Source organism: Mycobacterium sp. URHB0021 (assembly GCF_054057895.1).
Genome location: NZ_JBSRZT010000002.1, coordinates 5,332,644 through 5,347,863 on the forward strand (window position 1 = coordinate 5,332,644; position 15,220 = coordinate 5,347,863).

16 protein-coding genes and 1 pseudogene are annotated in these 15,220 nt (G+C 67.7%); 5 read left to right on the forward strand and 12 right to left on the reverse strand.

The genetic code is table 11. The features are described 5' to 3' along the window. Window positions 1-16: 16 nt before the first annotated feature. Entirely contained in the window at window positions 17-709 is a 693-nt protein-coding gene (locus tag ACVWWN_RS28685; protein ID WP_457146890.1) for a class I SAM-dependent methyltransferase, read from the reverse strand. Between the two features lie 36 nt (window positions 710-745). Here ACVWWN_RS28685 and ACVWWN_RS28690 point away from each other — a divergent pair, with 36 nt between their 5' ends. After that, the gene (locus ACVWWN_RS28690) at window positions 746-1,186 is read left to right on the forward strand and encodes a MarR family winged helix-turn-helix transcriptional regulator (RefSeq protein WP_457149316.1); all 441 of its coding nucleotides are present in this window, start codon (window positions 746-748) and stop codon (window positions 1,184-1,186) included. A 265-nt stretch (window positions 1,187-1,451) separates the two neighbouring features. On the opposite strand, the gene ACVWWN_RS28695 is transcribed toward ACVWWN_RS28690, so the two are convergent. From ACVWWN_RS28695 to rpsB, 3 genes are all read right to left on the reverse strand, one after another. Beyond that, the gene (locus ACVWWN_RS28695) at window positions 1,452-2,858 is read right to left on the reverse strand and encodes an amidase (RefSeq protein WP_457146891.1); all 1,407 of its coding nucleotides are present in this window, start codon (window positions 2,856-2,858) and stop codon (window positions 1,452-1,454) included. A gap of 160 nt (window positions 2,859-3,018) precedes the next feature. After that, a complete protein-coding gene (gene tsf / locus ACVWWN_RS28700; RefSeq protein WP_457146892.1) occupies window positions 3,019-3,834 on the reverse strand; it encodes a translation elongation factor Ts in 816 nt (271 codons plus the stop codon). 12 nt (window positions 3,835-3,846) lie between these two features. Continuing rightward, window positions 3,847-4,686 carry a 30S ribosomal protein S2 gene (gene rpsB, locus ACVWWN_RS28705; protein WP_457146893.1) on the reverse strand — a complete coding sequence of 280 codons (840 nt, stop codon included), beginning with the start codon at window positions 4,684-4,686 and terminating at the stop codon, window positions 3,847-3,849. A 338-nt stretch (window positions 4,687-5,024) separates the two neighbouring features. On the opposite strand from rpsB, the pseudogene ACVWWN_RS28710 reads away from it, so the two are divergent. The 3 genes and pseudogenes from ACVWWN_RS28710 to ACVWWN_RS28720 form a co-directional block, all read left to right on the forward strand. Next, a pseudogene (locus tag ACVWWN_RS28710) lies at window positions 5,025-5,459 on the forward strand (M23 family metallopeptidase); the annotation flags it as partial. Between the two features lie 197 nt (window positions 5,460-5,656). After that, complete coding sequence (locus ACVWWN_RS28715; protein WP_457146894.1) at window positions 5,657-5,959, forward strand: hypothetical protein; 303 nt, start codon at window positions 5,657-5,659, stop codon at window positions 5,957-5,959. Between the two features lie 34 nt (window positions 5,960-5,993). Then, a complete protein-coding gene (locus tag ACVWWN_RS28720) occupies window positions 5,994-6,965 on the forward strand; it encodes a TIGR03621 family F420-dependent LLM class oxidoreductase (RefSeq protein WP_457146895.1) in 972 nt (323 codons plus the stop codon). 76 nt (window positions 6,966-7,041) lie between these two features. Here ACVWWN_RS28720 and ACVWWN_RS28725 read toward each other — a convergent pair whose 3' ends face one another. The 7 genes from ACVWWN_RS28725 to ACVWWN_RS28755 all read right to left on the reverse strand — a co-directional run bounded on the left by ACVWWN_RS28725 (window position 7,042) and on the right by ACVWWN_RS28755 (window position 13,631). Further along, window positions 7,042-7,944, reverse strand: coding sequence for a tyrosine recombinase XerC (locus tag ACVWWN_RS28725; protein ID WP_457146896.1), 903 nt, complete (start codon window positions 7,942-7,944; stop codon window positions 7,042-7,044). Window positions 7,945-7,976: 32 nt separating this feature from the next. Continuing rightward, window positions 7,977-9,137: an alpha-hydroxy-acid oxidizing protein gene (locus ACVWWN_RS28730; RefSeq protein WP_457146897.1), complete on the reverse strand. Its 1,161-nt coding sequence runs from the start codon at window positions 9,135-9,137 to the stop codon at window positions 7,977-7,979. A gap of 23 nt (window positions 9,138-9,160) precedes the next feature. Beyond that, entirely contained in the window at window positions 9,161-10,015 is an 855-nt protein-coding gene (locus ACVWWN_RS28735) for a siderophore-interacting protein (protein ID WP_457146898.1), read from the reverse strand. A 93-nt stretch (window positions 10,016-10,108) separates the two neighbouring features. Beyond that, window positions 10,109-11,239 carry a DNA-processing protein DprA gene (gene dprA / locus ACVWWN_RS28740; RefSeq protein ID WP_457146899.1) on the reverse strand — a complete coding sequence of 377 codons (1,131 nt, stop codon included), beginning with the start codon at window positions 11,237-11,239 and terminating at the stop codon, window positions 10,109-10,111. Continuing rightward, window positions 11,236-12,747, reverse strand: coding sequence for a YifB family Mg chelatase-like AAA ATPase (locus tag ACVWWN_RS28745; protein ID WP_457146900.1), 1,512 nt, complete (start codon window positions 12,745-12,747; stop codon window positions 11,236-11,238). The genes dprA and ACVWWN_RS28745 overlap by 4 nt, the downstream gene beginning before the upstream one ends. Then, entirely contained in the window at window positions 12,747-13,115 is a 369-nt protein-coding gene (locus ACVWWN_RS28750; protein WP_457146901.1) for a YraN family protein, read from the reverse strand. The genes ACVWWN_RS28745 and ACVWWN_RS28750 overlap by 1 nt, the downstream gene beginning before the upstream one ends. A gap of 153 nt (window positions 13,116-13,268) precedes the next feature. Further along, entirely contained in the window at window positions 13,269-13,631 is a 363-nt protein-coding gene (locus ACVWWN_RS28755) for a hypothetical protein (protein ID WP_457146902.1), read from the reverse strand. 214 nt (window positions 13,632-13,845) lie between these two features. On the opposite strand from ACVWWN_RS28755, the gene ACVWWN_RS28760 reads away from it, so the two are divergent. Further along, window positions 13,846-14,676, forward strand: a complete 831-nt coding sequence (locus ACVWWN_RS28760) for a DUF1206 domain-containing protein (protein ID WP_457146903.1) — start codon at window positions 13,846-13,848, stop codon at window positions 14,674-14,676. Window positions 14,677-14,695: 19 nt separating this feature from the next. Here the strand turns inward: ACVWWN_RS28760 and ACVWWN_RS28765 are convergent, their stop codons facing one another. Beyond that, complete coding sequence (locus ACVWWN_RS28765) at window positions 14,696-15,091, reverse strand: heme-binding protein (RefSeq protein ID WP_457146904.1); 396 nt, start codon at window positions 15,089-15,091, stop codon at window positions 14,696-14,698. Between the last annotated feature and the right edge of the window lie 129 nt (window positions 15,092-15,220).

A 15,220-nucleotide genomic window follows, 5' to 3' on the forward strand; every position in this document is an offset into this window, starting at 1 on the left:
CGGGTTAGCCAGCAGATCAGCCGGGCAGATGCGCCGACAGCAACCAGGCCGGCACCGACTTGCGCCCATTGGGTTCGTCCCGGATCTCCGCGCCGACGAACTGGGCGAAACCGGCGGCGAATGCCTCGGGCACGTTCGCGTGGATGCGGGCCGGCCGGATCTCGTCGACGATCCAGTACTTCGACACCACATCGCGAAGCTCCTGCTCGGTGACGGGGTGGGCCGGCCCGCTCTCGGGCCAGCCGTTGGCGTCGAAGACCAGCACGAAATACGACGCGCCCGGTGCCGCCGCCCGCACGATGGACTGCTGGTAACCCTCTCGCAGTTCGACGGGCATTGAATGGAACAGAGTCGAGTCGACGATGGTGCCGAACCGGCCGTCGTAGCCGGTGAACGCGCTGATGTCGGCCACCTCGAAGGTCGCGCTGGTCAGGCCACGCTTTTCGGCTTCCTCGCGGGCCAGCCTGATCGCGGTCGGCGACTGGTCGAGGCCGACCGTGGTGAATCCCTGGCCTGCGAGGTGCAGTGCCGTTGCGGCCTCACCGCAGCCGGCGTCGAGCACGTCGCCGTGGAACTTGCCCGCCTCGATGAGCGCCGCGATCTCCGGCTGGGGCTCCCCTATGCTCCACGGCGGGCGCTGACCCTCGAACTCCTCGGCCTCGCCGCGATATGCCGATTCGAACATTTCTTGTGGTTGTGGTGTAGTCATGTCTCATGGATATCAATGAGATTGATATATGTCAAGATGATTGATATGAACGAGTCCCTCGAGGATCAGCCGCTGGGCTACCTGCTGTACCGCGCCAACAACGCGCTGCGGTCCGAGGTCACGACGGGTGTCCTCGATCCGCTCGGATTGGCATTCCCCCAATACATCTGCATGCGGATATTGTCGAAGCTCCCCGGCCGCTCCAACGCCGAACTCGCCCGCGACACCAACGTATCTCCGCAGGCCATGAACATGGTGATGCGCAGCCTCGAGGAGCGTGGACTGGTCAGCCGGCCGGCCAGCGTGGCGTCCGGACGGTCGCTGCCGGCCGAGCTGACCCGCGAAGGCCGGGAGCTGCTGAATCGCACGGATGCGGGTGTTCGCGCCGCGGAGGGGCGGGTGATGGCGGACCTGACCACCGACCAGCGCACTCTGTTCAAACGCATTCTGGTGACCATCGGCTCCGACCCCAAATAAGCGATTTCGGACCGATTCAATGCCCGCTCAGCATTCCGGAGTTAACCTCCTCGATAAATTTACACTAGCGTTAATCAAGCGCCCTACTAGCGCATACATGCTTGTCCGTCCGCCACCGTCCGCATTCGGCTCACGAAGGGAGACCGCAGCTAAGTCGCCGCTCGTTTGAGGGTGTGGGTGGCGACTCAAGCGGGCAGACGCAGTCTCACATGACGACTCGGATGAGGCGCGGGTCGGCGTCTGCTCGTCCTGGTTCAGGCGGACGTCACCGGATCCGCGCCCACGGACGCGCCTCTTCGAGTTCGTAGGCCAGCTGCAGCAGCCGGGCCTCGTCCCCCGCCGCGGCGCAGAACATCATGCCGACCGGCAGACCCTGCGCCGATTCGGCGAGCGGCAGCGAGATCGCGGGTTCGCCGGTGGCGTTCTGCAGCGGTGTGAACGCCACCCAGTCGATGAGCCGATCGATGATCTGTTGATACTCGGCAGTGGGATCGAAATGTCCGATCGGCGGCGGCGGGTCGGCCAGCGTCGGCGTCAGCACCGCGTCGTAGGTGCCGAACAGCCGCGCGGTCCGTCGTCGAACAGCGCGCAGCCGCGCGATCGCCAGGGGCATTCGGTGCATGTTGCGGGCGGCGTGACGCTCGAATCCGAGGCTGAGGTTGTCCAACCTGCCGCGGTCGAAACTCTTGCCGAACACGCGAGTGCCGTTGCGCACCAAGGCAAAAGCCAACAACGAGTAATACAACACGAAATCGTCGGCGAAGGTATCGGGAACCGGAGGGGTGTCCAGGTACTCCACGCGATGACCGAGTTCTTCCAGCAGTGCCGCCGATTTGAGGGTCAGCTCGCGGATCTCCGGGCTGGCTTCCCGGAACAACGAACGGGTGATGACCGCGACGCTGCGCCGCTGATCGTTCGGCCCGGTGACGGCGCCGATCGGCCGCAGTTTCGGGTTGTGCGATATCCGCTCGGCCTCGCGGAAGAACGCTGCGGTGTCGCGGACCGACCGGGTCACCACACCGTTGTGCACGACCCGCAGGGGCATCTGCCGCATCTGCTTGTCCAGCGGCAACCGGCCGCGGGTCGGCTTCAATCCCACCAACCCGTTGCAGGCGGCGGGAATTCGGATCGAGCCGCCGCCATCGTTGGCATGGGCGATCGGCACCACGCCGGCGGCGACGAATGCGGCCGAGCCGGACGACGACGCGCCGGCGGTGTGGTCGGGGTTCCACGGGTTGCGCACCGGGCCGATCCGCGGATGCTCGGCGGCCGCGCTGAACCCGAACTCCGACAGCTGCGTCTTGCCCAGCGGGATGAGCCCGGTTGCCAAAAAGGTGCGCGCCCAGTCGCCGTCGGCGGGCGCGGGATGCGGTTCCCACGCATCGGCGCCCTGCATGGTGGGCATGCCCGCGACGTCGACGTTGTCCTTGACGAAAGTCGGCACGCCGTCGAAGTAACCACCGTAGGGGCGCGATGACCGGGCCCGCCGCCGCGCCCGCTCGAATGCCTGGTACGCCAGGCCGTTGAGGCTCGGGTTGACGGCCTCGGTGCGCGCAATGGCGGCGTCGACGAGTTCGGAAGCCGACACGTCGCCGGCGCTCAGCGCTTCGACCAGACCGACCGCGTCGAGCTCGCCCAGGGCGTCGTCGCCGAAGGCGTGAATGCGTGTCATGCAGAGACGGTACCAATACGTACCGCCGAAGCGTGGCAAGCCGAGCCCGGAAACGCAAAAGCCCCCAACCCGGAGGTGGGGGCCTTTGCGTAGCTGGCTGCTAGGCCAGTTCCGATTGGCCGGACTCCTCAGCGGGCTCGTTCCTCACCCGCCATCGTCGTCAGGCCTGACCGACCTCGAACCGCACGAACCGGGTGACGGTCACGCCTGCCTCGTCGAGCAGAGCCTTGACCGTCTTCTTGTTGTCGGACACCGACGGCTGATCCAGCAGCACGACGTCCTTGTAGAAACCGGTCACGCGGCCCTCGACGATCTTGGGCAGCGCCTGCTCGGGCTTGCCCTCGTTGCGGGCGGTCTCCTCGGCGATACGGCGCTCATTAGCGACGACATCGGCGGGCACGTCGTCGCGGGTCAGGTACTTGGCCTTGAGCGCGGCGATCTGGAGAGCGACCGCGTGGGCTGCGCTCTTGTCGGAGCCTGTGTACTCCACCAGCACACCAACGGCCGGCGGCAGGTCGGCCGCCCGCTTGTGCAGGTAGGTCTCGACCGTGCCGGCGAAGTAGGCGGCGCGGCGAAGCTCGAGCTTCTCGCCGATCTTGGCGGACAGGTCCGCGATGACCTGCTCCACGGTCGTATCGCCCACGTTGGCGGCCTTGAGCGCGTCGACGTCGGTCGCCTTCGCGGCCGCCGCCGCGGCGACGATCTGATCGGCCACCGATTGGAACTCGGCGTTCTTCGCGACGAAGTCCGTCTCGGAGTTGAGTTCGATCAGCGCGCCGTCTTTGGCGGCGACCAGCCCTTCGGCCGTCGCCCGCTCGGCACGCTTGCCGACGTCCTTGGCACCCTTGATGCGCAGCAGCTCGATGGCCTTGTCGAAGTCGCCATCGGCATCCACCAGCGCGTTCTTCGAGTCGAGCATTCCGGCGCCCGTCAGGTCCCGAAGGCGCTTGACGTCGGCAGCGGTGTAGTTCGCCATTTCAGCCTTTCCCTATGACTCTTGAGGGGTTTCGGTGGTGGGTGCGGCCTCGGCTGCCCCCGGGTCAGCGGTGGCGGTGGCACCGGCGAGCAGCTCCTGCTCCCACTCCGCCAGCGGTTCGGCGGCGCCCTCGGTCTCGGTCTTGTCGCCGTTGCGGCCCACGTTGGCGCGCGCCTGCAGCCCCTCGGCAACCGCCGAGGCGACGACCTTTGTCAGCAGTGCGGCCGAGCGGATCGCGTCGTCGTTGCCCGGGATCGGGTAGTCGACGAGGTCGGGATCGCAGTTGGTGTCCAGGATCGCGATGATCGGGATGTTCAGCTTGCGAGCCTCCGCGACCGCCAGGTGCTCCTTGTTGGTGTCGACGACCCAGATCGCCGACGGCACCTTCTGCATGTCGCGGATACCGCCGAGGCTGCGCTCCAGCTTGTTCTTCTCGCGGGTCAGCATCAGAATTTCCTTCTTGGTGCGACCCTCGAAGCCACCGGTCTGCTCCATCGCCTCGAGTTCCTTGAGGCGCTGCAGCCGCTTGTGCACGGTGGAGAAGTTGGTGAGCATGCCGCCCAGCCAGCGCTGGTTCACATAGGGCATGCCGACGCGGGTCGCTTCTTCGGCGATGGACTCCTGCGCTTGCTTCTTGGTGCCGACGAACATGATGCTGCCGCCATGGGCGACAGTCTCTTTGACGAACTCGTACGCCTTGTCGATGTACGTCAGCGTCTGCTGCAGATCGATGATGTAGATGCCGTTGCGGTCGGTGAAGATGAACCGCTTCATCTTGGGATTCCAGCGTCGGGTCTGATGCCCGAAGTGGGTGCCGCTGTCCAGCAGCTGCTTCATGGTTACGACAGCCATAGTGTTGGCCATGTCCTCTTGTTGTCGGTTGACGCGCAGCGTCGGGTGACGCCGAGCCCTGGTGCCCGCTGGTTGCCGGACTCGTTCCGAGAAGTTCGGGACGAGACCGCCGGCATCCGGGTATGACCGCCAATGGGGGCCATGGTGCAGACACGCGAAGTCAGCCCGCGCAAGCGAGCTGCGGTCAGAAGTTTACACGCTGGAAAGGATGCTTTTCCCCACCGCGTCCGCCATCCACAGCATCGCTCGTCGGGCTGGTTCGAGTCGGGGCAGCGCGCTGAACTGGTCAGATGCGCAAGCTGGTGGCAATGCTGGCCGTGGCTGTGGCCTGGGCGCCGTCCGCTGGCGCCGCCGATGGCAGGCTGGACTGGCCGTTACGCCCCCGACCTGCGGTGATGCGCACGTTCGACGCTCCGACGCCGAACTGGAACCGCGGCCACCGGGGCGTGGACCTGTCCGGGACGCCTGGCCAGCCGGTCTATGCGGGTGGCGGAGGCACGGTGGTGTTCGCCGGTGAGCTGGCGGGGCGCCCGTTGGTGTCGATCGCCCACCCCGGCGGGCTGCGCACCAGTTACGAGCCGGTGCGGGCGGTGGTGCGGGTCGGGCAGCTGGTCGCCGGCGGGGCGCTGATCGGTGAGTTGTCGGCGGGCCATCCCGGCTGTGCGGTCGCGGCGTGCCTGCACTGGGGTGCGATGTGGGGGGCGGCCGCCCGCGCCGACTATGTCGACCCGTTGGGACTGCTGGCCAGCACGCCGATCCGCCTGAAACCGCTGCACCCCTGACCGCGACCGAGCGTGTCTGCGGCCAACACGCCGGTCAACAACGCGACTTTGCGCACGTTCACGGTCGCCGCGCGGCTGAACAACCCGTCGTGGGCGTACAGATCCCGAACCCGCGGAACGCTGCTCGCAGGCTGGGATCATGCTCGATACCCCTACCGCAAGCGTCGCGAAGCGCTGGACAAGAGCTATTGCGACAAGCCGTCGGCCACCGCCTGTCCGATGTCATCGTTCTCGGGCTCACCGTCGTCTTGTCGTGCCTGCTGTTGTGGCGCGGGGTCGAAGCGGTCAGCTTCCTCGGCGGGATGTGGATCGGAGCGACGCTGATCCAGCTGTACTTTCACCGATTCCACGAGCCGGTGCCGGCAGACCGGTCAGCGCCGCCGGAAACCTCTCCGCTCAAGGAGATGTCGTATGCGATCCAGGCGTCACCGTGGCGACCGTGGCCCAGATGTCGGCGCTGGCCGTCCTCGTCGTGTGGAGCCTTGTCCTGATCGTCACCGGATAGACGCGCCTACCGTCGGTGGCATGACCGACGCCGCCTCCGAAGCCCACCGCTCACGCCCTCCGCGATTCGGCCTGCACTCCGCACTGCCCCGCGGCGCCGACTTCGGCGACTTCGCGGTCTCGGTGGAAGCTGCCGGGTTCGACGTGCTGACGATTCCCGACCATCTCGTCGCGTCGCTGTCGCCGTTCGCGGGCGCGACGGCCGCGGCGGTCGCCACCTCGCGCCTGCACACCGGGACGCTGGTGCTCAACAACGACCTCCGACATCCCGTCGAGACAGCGCGGGAGGCCTCCACGGTCGCCGCGATCTCCGGCGGTCGGTTCGAGCTGGGTCTCGGCGCCGGACACATGAAATCCGAGTACGACGCGGCCGGCATCCGGTTCGATCCCGGCGGCACGCGTGTCGACCGACTGATCGAATCGGCGAATATCATCCGTCGACTGCTGGCCGGGGAGGCCGTCGACGTCGACGGCGCCCACTACTGTGTCCGGGCCGCCGCGGGCGAACTCGTTGCGGCGCCCGAAGTTTCGGTGCCGTTGTTGATCGGCGGCAACGGGTCACGCGTGTTGCAGCTCGCCGGCCGGGTGGCCGACATCGCCGGGCTGGCCGGATTCAGCCACAACCGCGACGCCACCAAGGTCAACCTGACGCACTTCGACAGCGCGGGACTGCGGGATCGCATCGGGATCGTGCGCGAGGCCGCAGGCAACCGCTTCGAGTCCATCGAACTCAACGCGTTGATCCAGTTCGTGGTGGAAACCGACGACCGCCAAGCCTCGGCGGCCGAACTCGCCGCCGCGTTCGGCGGGATCTCGCCGCAGTTCGTCCTCGACTCGCCCTTCGTCCTGCTCGGCACACACGAGCAGATGGCAGAGCATCTCACCGAACGTCAGCGGCGGTTCGGGGTGAGCTACTGGACTGTCTTCGACCAATGGCCGGGCCGCCCGTCGGCGATGCCGGATATCGCCAAAGTCATTGCGTTGCTGCGCTAGCGTCAGCTTCGCCGAGACAGAAGCCCGGGCTGCTGCGGGGCGAGTCAGCTACCGGAAATCCCATTAGGGCGCGACGTCAGGCGCGGGGGTGAGCCTGGTCGTGGACCGCACGCAGCCGCGCGACCGTCACATGGGTGTAGAGCTGCGTGGTCGCCAACGTCGAGTGACCGAGCAGCTCCTGCACGACGCGCAGATCGGCGCCACCCTCGAGCAGATGCGTGGCGGCACTGTGCCGAAGCCCGTGCGGGCTGATGTCGGGCGCACCGTCGACGGCGGCGATGGTCTGGTGCACGACGGTTCGGGCCTGCCGCGGGTCCAGCCGTCGGCCACGGGCTCCGAGCAGCAGCGCCGGCCCCGATTCTGCGATGGCCAGCGCCGGGCGCCCATCGGACAGCCACGCGGCCAGCGCCACCTGGGCCGGCTCGCCGTACGGCACGGTGCGCTGTTTGTTGCCCTTGCCCAGCACGCGCAGCAGTCGCCGGGGGGTGTCGACGTCATCGATGTCCAGCCCGCACAGCTCGCTGACGCGAATACCCGTGGCATACAACAGTTCGACGATCAACCGGTCCCGCAGTGCCAGCGGATCACCTTGCTGCGCACCCGAATTGGCGGCCGCCATGGCATCGAGTGCTTGGTCCTGACGCAGTACCGATGGCAGTGTCCGGCGCGCCTTGGGCACCTGCAACCGGGCCGCCGGATCACCGGACATCAGCCCGCGCCGCGCCGCCCAGGAGGTGAAGGTCTTGACTGCCGAGGTGCGCCGCGCCAGCGTGGTCCTCGCCACGCCCGCGGCCGCCTGCGCGGAGAGCCACGACCGCAAAACCGGCAGGGTCACGCCCGCCAAGTTCGGGTCGGGCGCGCGTTCGGCCAGAAAGGCGAACAGCGACCGCAGATCGCCCAGATACGCCCGGCGGGTGTGGTCGGAGCGGCCACGCTCCAGCGCGAGGTACTCGTCGAACTCCTCGAGTATCGCGTCCACTCTCCTACCGTCGCAGACGCGGAGGCACTGGCTCAGGTGACGCGCCGCAGCGCCTCGGGCGTCAACTCCTTGAGTGACCGATACCCGTCGACGGCCATGGTGAGATCGGCCTCGGCGAGCAGCGACCGCAGGACGTGGACCAGCCCGTCGACCCCGCCCAGTGCAAGCCCGTAAACGTAGGGTCGACCGATGACGACGGCATCGGCGCCCAACGCGAGCGCCTTGACGATGTCGGGTCCACTGCGGATTCCCGAGTCGAACAGCACCGGCAGACCGTCGGCGGCCTCGGCGACCGCGGGCAGGCAGTCGATGGCGGGGACCCCGCCGTTGGCCTGCCGGCCACCATGGTTGGAGCAGTAGATTCCGTCCACACCACCGTCTTTGGCGCGTCGCGCGTCATCGGGATGGCAGATGCCCTTGACGATCAGCGGCAGATCGGTCAGCGAACGCAACCAGGGCAGGTCGTCCCACGTGAGCGGATTGCCGAAGACCTGAATCCAGCGCAGCGTGGCGGCCTGCGGATTCTCCTCGGGAGTGTGGTCCAGGCTGTCCAGGAATACGGGATCGCTGGTGTAGTTGGCCAAGCAGTGCCCCCGCAGGAACGGAAAGTTCGATGTCGTGAGGTCCCGCGGGCGCCAACCGGGAATCCAGGTGTCCAGCGTGACGACGATGCCCTTGAAGCCGGCCGCCTCGGCGCGATGAACGAAACTGGCAGCCAGATCGCGGTCCGACGGGGTGTAGAGCTGGAAAAAGCCTGGGGTGTCACCTAATTCGGCGGCGATCTGCTCCATGGGGTCGGCGGACATCGTCGATGCGATCATCGGCACACCGGTACGAGCTGCGGCGCGAGCCGTCGCGAGGTCGCCGTGCCCGTCCTGAGAGCACAGGCCGATGACTCCTACCGGCGCCATCATCACCGGAGAGGGCAACGACAGGCCGAACAGGTCGACGGACAGGTCACGGTCGTCGGCGCCGACGAACATCCGTGGCATCAGGCCCCAGTTCTCGAACGCCGTGACGTTGACGCGCTGGGTCCGCTCGTCGCCGGCACCGCCGGCCACGTAGGACCAGATCGACGGCGACATCGCCGACTGCGCCCTGGCCTCCAGTTCGGCAAACGACATCGGCATCGACGGCAGTACGCCGGACAATCCCTTCAGGTAGATCTCTAGCTGGAAATCCCCAAACGCCATCGGCCTTGCCTCTCGCCCGTCGATCAGTTGCTCGGCTGTTCCTCTGCCCGGGCGAGTTCGCGCTTCCACTGTCGGAAGGTCTCCTCGGTGCGTCCGCGCCGCCAGTAGCCGGAAACCGAGGCCGCCCATTTGGCCTCGACACCACGTTCCTTGCGAATGTACGGCCTCAGGTTGTGCATCACCGTCTGCGCTTCGCCGTGGATGAAGACCTGAACCTGGCCGGGTAACCAGGCCGCTTCGGTGACCGCGGTGATCAGCGGCGCGTTGTCGCCCGCCTTCTCCTCGGGCACGAGATCCGCGCGACCGCCGCGGTAGACCCACGTCACCTCGACTCCGGGCGGGGCGGTCAACGCAATCTGGTCGTCGGGCCCGCCGACCTCGAGGAAGGCCTTGCCGACCGCGTCGTCCGCCAGCGCTTCCAGCGCCGCGCCGATAGCGGGCAGGGCGGCCTCGTCCCCGGCGAGCAGGTGCCAGTCGGCGGCCGGGTCCGGCGCATAGGCGCCGCTGGGGCCCATCAGGTAGGCGGGCTGACCGGGAGTGGCCGCGGCCGCCCATGGACCGGCGACACCGTGCTCACCGTGCACGACGAAATCGATGGTGATTTCGCGGCGCTCGGTGTCCACGTTGCGGACGGTATAGGTCCGCACGACGGGGCGCCGTTCGGCAGGCAGATCATTGAAGCTGTCGAGCGTCAGCGGTTGCGGCAACGCGGCGACATCGACGTCGGGTTCGACGAACACGAGCTTGACGTAGGCGTCGGTGAAGTCGTTGGGCTTGAACGTGTCGAAGCCACGGCCGCCCAGGACGACGCGGACCAGGTGCGGAGCCAGTTGTTCACTGCGCACCACTTCGAATGTCTGCACCGGACGTCCCGCCACTTCTACCTCCTGCTCGTACCCCGACCCTCGTCGAGGATACGAGCGTTAGGCGGGCCACCGGCGGGCCACGGTGGACTACTTGGCCCGTCCCCCTCAGGCTCGCCCAGTTACCAGCTTCCACCTACCGTCTTGGCGGACGACCAGCCCGCAAACTTCCAGCATCGACAGCGGGCCGAGAACCTGCATGGCCGGCAAACCCGAGGCCACCGCGACCTCGTCGGCCGTCCGGGCACCCCGCGCAGGCAGCGCTTCGTAGACCCGCCGCTCGGCCTCGGCCAGGCCGTCGAGCACCGATGACGGCCGCTCCGCCTCCGGGGCGAACTCGCCGACATGTCCTACCAATTCAACGACCTCCTCGGCCCGGGTGACGAGATTCGCGCCGGCCTGCAGGAGCGCATGACATCCGACCGACGCCGACGACGTGACAGGGCCGGGGACCGCGCACACGTGCCGCCCCAGGGCCCGCGCCCACGCCGCGGTGTTGGCGGCCCCACTGCGCGCGCCCGCCTCGACGACCACGGTGGCACCCGCGAGTGCCGCGACCAATCGATTCCGGGTGAGGAAGCGATGGCGCGCCGGCCGGACACCCGGCGGATATTCGCTGATCACCACACCTTCTTCCGCGATCCGCCCCAACAGCGCGGTGTGACCCGTCGGGTAGGGCACGTCGATACCGCCGGCCAGCGCCGCGACAGTGAACCCGTCGGCGGCCAGCGCCGCGCGATGCGCCGCTCCGTCGATGCCGTAGGCCCCGCCGGACACGACCGCCACATCGCGTGCCGCCAGACCAGCGGCCAGGTCGGCCGCCACATGTTCGCCGTACGCGGTGGCGGCCCGGGTCCCGACGATGGCCGCCGCCCGATGCGCGACATCGTCCAATCGGGCCGGCCCCACCGCCCACAGCGCCATCGGTGGATGGGCATCCGGCCGTTGCCGCGCGTCCCCGCCGGAGAATGCCGCAAAGCCCAACCCGGGCCACTCGGTGTCCGTTTCGGTGATCAACCGTCCGGCGAGCCGGTCGATCACCTCCAAATCCTCACGAGCGCAATCGATGTGACGGCGCGCTTCGGTCAACCGCATGAGCGATTCCGTGACGGCGCCTCGTCGAATGCGGTCCGCGGCCTCCGCTGGCCCCCGGTCACGAACCAATGCCGACAGTTCCGCGCATGGCGGTTCGGCGACGCGCGACAGGTAGGCCCAGGCACGGCGCACGTCATCACTCATCGCGCCGCGCCTCCCTGCCGGAAACTCAGCGCCGTACTCACTTCTGAGGGCCCGGGGGATGTGCGACCCTCCAAATCGCTCAGAGTCCACGCGACCCGCAACGTGCGATCCATCCCCCGGATACTCAGCACACCACGGTCCAGCGCGAGCCGCAGCGGTTCCATCGCCGCGGCCGCCAGTCGAAACTTGCGCCGCAGCAAGGCGCCGCTGACCTCGGCGTTGGTGGTGATGCCGTGCGGTGCCCAGCGTTGTGCTGCCGCCGCGCGGGCCGCTGCCACGCGATCCCGAACACGGGCGCTGGACTCCCCCTCCTCCGCGGCGAATGTGCCCGCCCGTGCCGAGTGCATCTCCACCCGCAGGTCGACCCGATCCAGTAGCGGACCCGACAGCTTGCCCAGGTATCGCCGCTTCTCATTCGAGGTGCAGATGCAATCCCGCGGGTCCGACGGCGCACACGGGCACGGATTCGCGGCGAGCACCAACTGAAACCGCGCCGGATAGCACGCCACACCGTCCCGCCGGGCAAGCCGGATCTGACCGTCTTCCAACGGTGTACGCAGTGCCTCCATCACGCTGACGCCGATCTCGGCGCATTCGTCGAGGAACAGCACACCCCGGTGGGCACGGCTGACCGCGCCGGGCCGGGCCATCCCGGAGCCGCCGCCGACCAACGCCGCGACACTCGACGTGTGATGCGGCGCCACGAACGGCGGCCGGGTGATCAGCGGCGTACCGATTGACAACAAGCCGGCGACCGAGTGAATCGCCGTCACCTCCAGCGACTCGCTTTCCGTGAGCGGCGGCAAAAGCCCCGGAAGCCGTTGCGCCAACATCGTTTTGCCGACACCGGGCGGCCCCGTCATCATCAGATGGTGCGCACCGGCCGCGGCGACCTCCACCGCGTATCGGGCTTGCGTCTGTCGGACGACATCGGCGAGATCGACCGACTCTTCCGGCGCCGAAGGCGGAGCGTCGATCCGGACGTCCAGTTGCTCCTTCGCGGCCAGCCAGGATTGAAACTGGCCCAATGTCCGCGCGCCCCACACGTCGATGCCGTCGACGAGGCTGGCTTCAGCCAGGTTGTCAACCGGGACCACCACCGCCGGCCAGCCCTCACGCTTGGCGGCCAGCACCGCGGGCAGCACACCCTTGACGGGACGCAGCCGCCCGTCCAGCGCCAGTTCACCGAGCAGCACCGTCTTCTCCAGCCGTTCCCACGCCGTCTTCGCATTCGCGGACAACACTGCGGACGCGATCGCCAGGTCGTAGACAGAACCCATCTTCGGCAGCGTCGCCGGTGACAACGCCAGCGTCAGTCGGACCATCGGCCAGTCGTAGCCACAGTTCGTGATCGCCGCGCGCACCCGATCCCGCGACTCCTGCAGCGCGGCATCCGGCAAGCCGACCAGGTGCACGCCGGGAAGCCCCGAGGTGATGTCGGCTTCTATCTCGACAATCTCGCCGTCGAGACCGCGCACCGCCACCGAGAACGCCCGCCCCAGAGTCATCAGCCCACTCCTTGCACATGGGTGATCTCCGGGGTGCGTCGCCGCCCGATGCGCACCCCGACGACATCGATGCGTATTGCGGACCAACTGCCGTCCTGGGCGGCCAGCCACAATCCGGCCAACCGCCGAAGCCGCCGCACCTTGTCCGGCGTCACGGCCTGCGCCACGCCCCCGAACCGGTCGGAGGTGCGGGTCTTCACCTCGACGAACACCACGATCCTCGACTTGTCGTCGACCGCAATCACATCCAGCTCGCCATACCGGCAGCGCCAGTTCCGCGCCAACACCCGCAGCCCCAGCGAACACAGATGGTCGACCGCCAGCTGTTCGCCCAACGCGCCGATGTCGGCACGCGTCCATGTCGTCATGTCCTCACCATGCGAGCCGGGACCGACACGACACGACGAGGAAGCCGACTCGCCGGCAGTCCATCCCCACCCGGCCGGCCATCCACAAACGAAGCGATTCGGTATCGCCGCCGCCAAAAAGCGGTATACGAAACCGGCAGTATCAGCCGTCGATCACGCGTAGTAGTCGTTCCCGCGGGAGAACTCGACGAACGTGCATGCCTCGGCGCCGACTGCCCAGGCGTCGTGGCCTGGCGGGAGGAGCATCACGTCGCCCGCCGAGAAGATTTCTTCGGATCCGTCCTTCATCCGCACTCCCAGAGCGCCGCTGATCACCAGTGCGACATGCGGAAGCTCGCAGAGCTCTGTGCCCGCGTACTCCTTAAGATCGTTGGACCAGCGGGCGCCTTTGTCGAACGTCACCTGGGTCACGGAGAGGCCATCGAGTTCGGCGGTTCGTTTGGAGATCAAGCCGTGGGCGTCGCTTGCGACGTCGGCCAAGCGCACCTTCTGCATCGCGGGGTTGTAGTTTCCCATTGCGCTCCCTCGTCACCTAGTCCCAGTGGTGATTGCAGCACCCATCGACGTGTCATTCAAGACAATGACGCCCACAGATTACGGCGATCGCCGCTAAGGGTCCGTGTTCGGCGGAGTAACGCCGGCCCCGGGAGGCACACACGGGTTCGCCGCCGTCAAAAAAGGGGTATACGGGGCCATCCATCAACGGCCCCCCAGGCGCGCAGGAGGATTCATGGTCGACAACTCCGTACGGAGCATGGCAGGTAAGGCCACCAACAGCGACGCCTTCGAGTACGCGGCCCGCGCGGGGTTCGCCGTCAGCGGTCTGCTGCACCTCGTGGTGGCATACATCATCCTCCGACTCGCCTTCGGCTCCGGCGGCAACGCCGACCAATCGGGTGCGCTCGCGACACTGTCGGATCAGCCAGGAGGCACCGCGATTTTGTGGGTCGCCGCGGTGGGGCTGGCGGCACTGGGGTTGTGGCGGATCGCTGAGGCACTGATCGGCGCGAAGCCCGGCGAACGGTCCGGCGAGCGATCGGGCCAAAACAGCGACCAATTCCCCGCATGGAAACGCGCCAAACCGCTGGCGCTGGCGATCGTCAACTTTGCGATCGCGTTGTCCGCCGCTCGTTTCGCGATGGGCAGCGGTCAGCAGACCGCCCAACAGAACGCCGGCATGAGCGCTCAGATGATGCAATCGGGTTGGGGCAAAGCCGTTCTCATTGCCGTCGCCCTGGGACTCCTGGCGGTCGGTGGTTACCACGTCTACAAGGGCGTGTCGAAGAAGTTCCTCGAAGATCTCCGGGTGTCACGTGGAACCGCGGTGACCGCGACCGGCGTCGCCGGTTATGCCGCAAAGGGTTTGGTGCTCGCCGGGGCAGGCGTGCTGGTGATCATCGCGACACTGCAAGCAGACCCGTCAAAGGCGTCGGGCCTCGACGCGGCGGTCAAGTCACTCGGCCACGCGCCCTTCGGCAAGTTCCTGCTGATCATCGCCGCCCTCGGGCTGGCCGCCTTCGGGGCCTACAGCTTCGTCCGAAGTCGGCACGGCCGAATGTAGCGATCCTTCGAGCCCGGACTTACGGCTGGAACGATTCGACGAGCGCCGCCAGCTGTCCCGGTGTGACCGAAACACCACACTGGTTGCGCAGGTCGGTCAGCGGTTGGGCGATGCCCTTCAAGTCCAGGAACTCGCCGGGGTGGCCCAAAAAGTATGACTCGACGCTCGACTTGGCCTGATCTCTCGGCTGCGACCCGGCCGCGGTCAGCACGTCATTGGCGCCCGGGTGAGCGTCCAGGTAGGTGCCCGCCGAGGCCAGCACGCCGCTGGCCGTGCTGGCCAGTCCGCTCGCCGAGCACTGGTCCGCCGCGTCGGCCACCGGCACCGCGATGGTCCCCGCCACCACGCCGCCGAGCACGCCACCCGCGATCGTTCCGAAAAGTCCGCGGCGCACCGCCGTTGCCGAAGTTCTCATCAGTTCGTTCCCTCAGTCTGGTTGCGGTGGGTCTCCGACCCCTGATTCCCAGACAACGTACTGCCCCCGACCGCCGCCCGCCTTCGCAATGAGGTGAAGTCCTCCGGCGTTGAACCCGCGGCGCTCCCG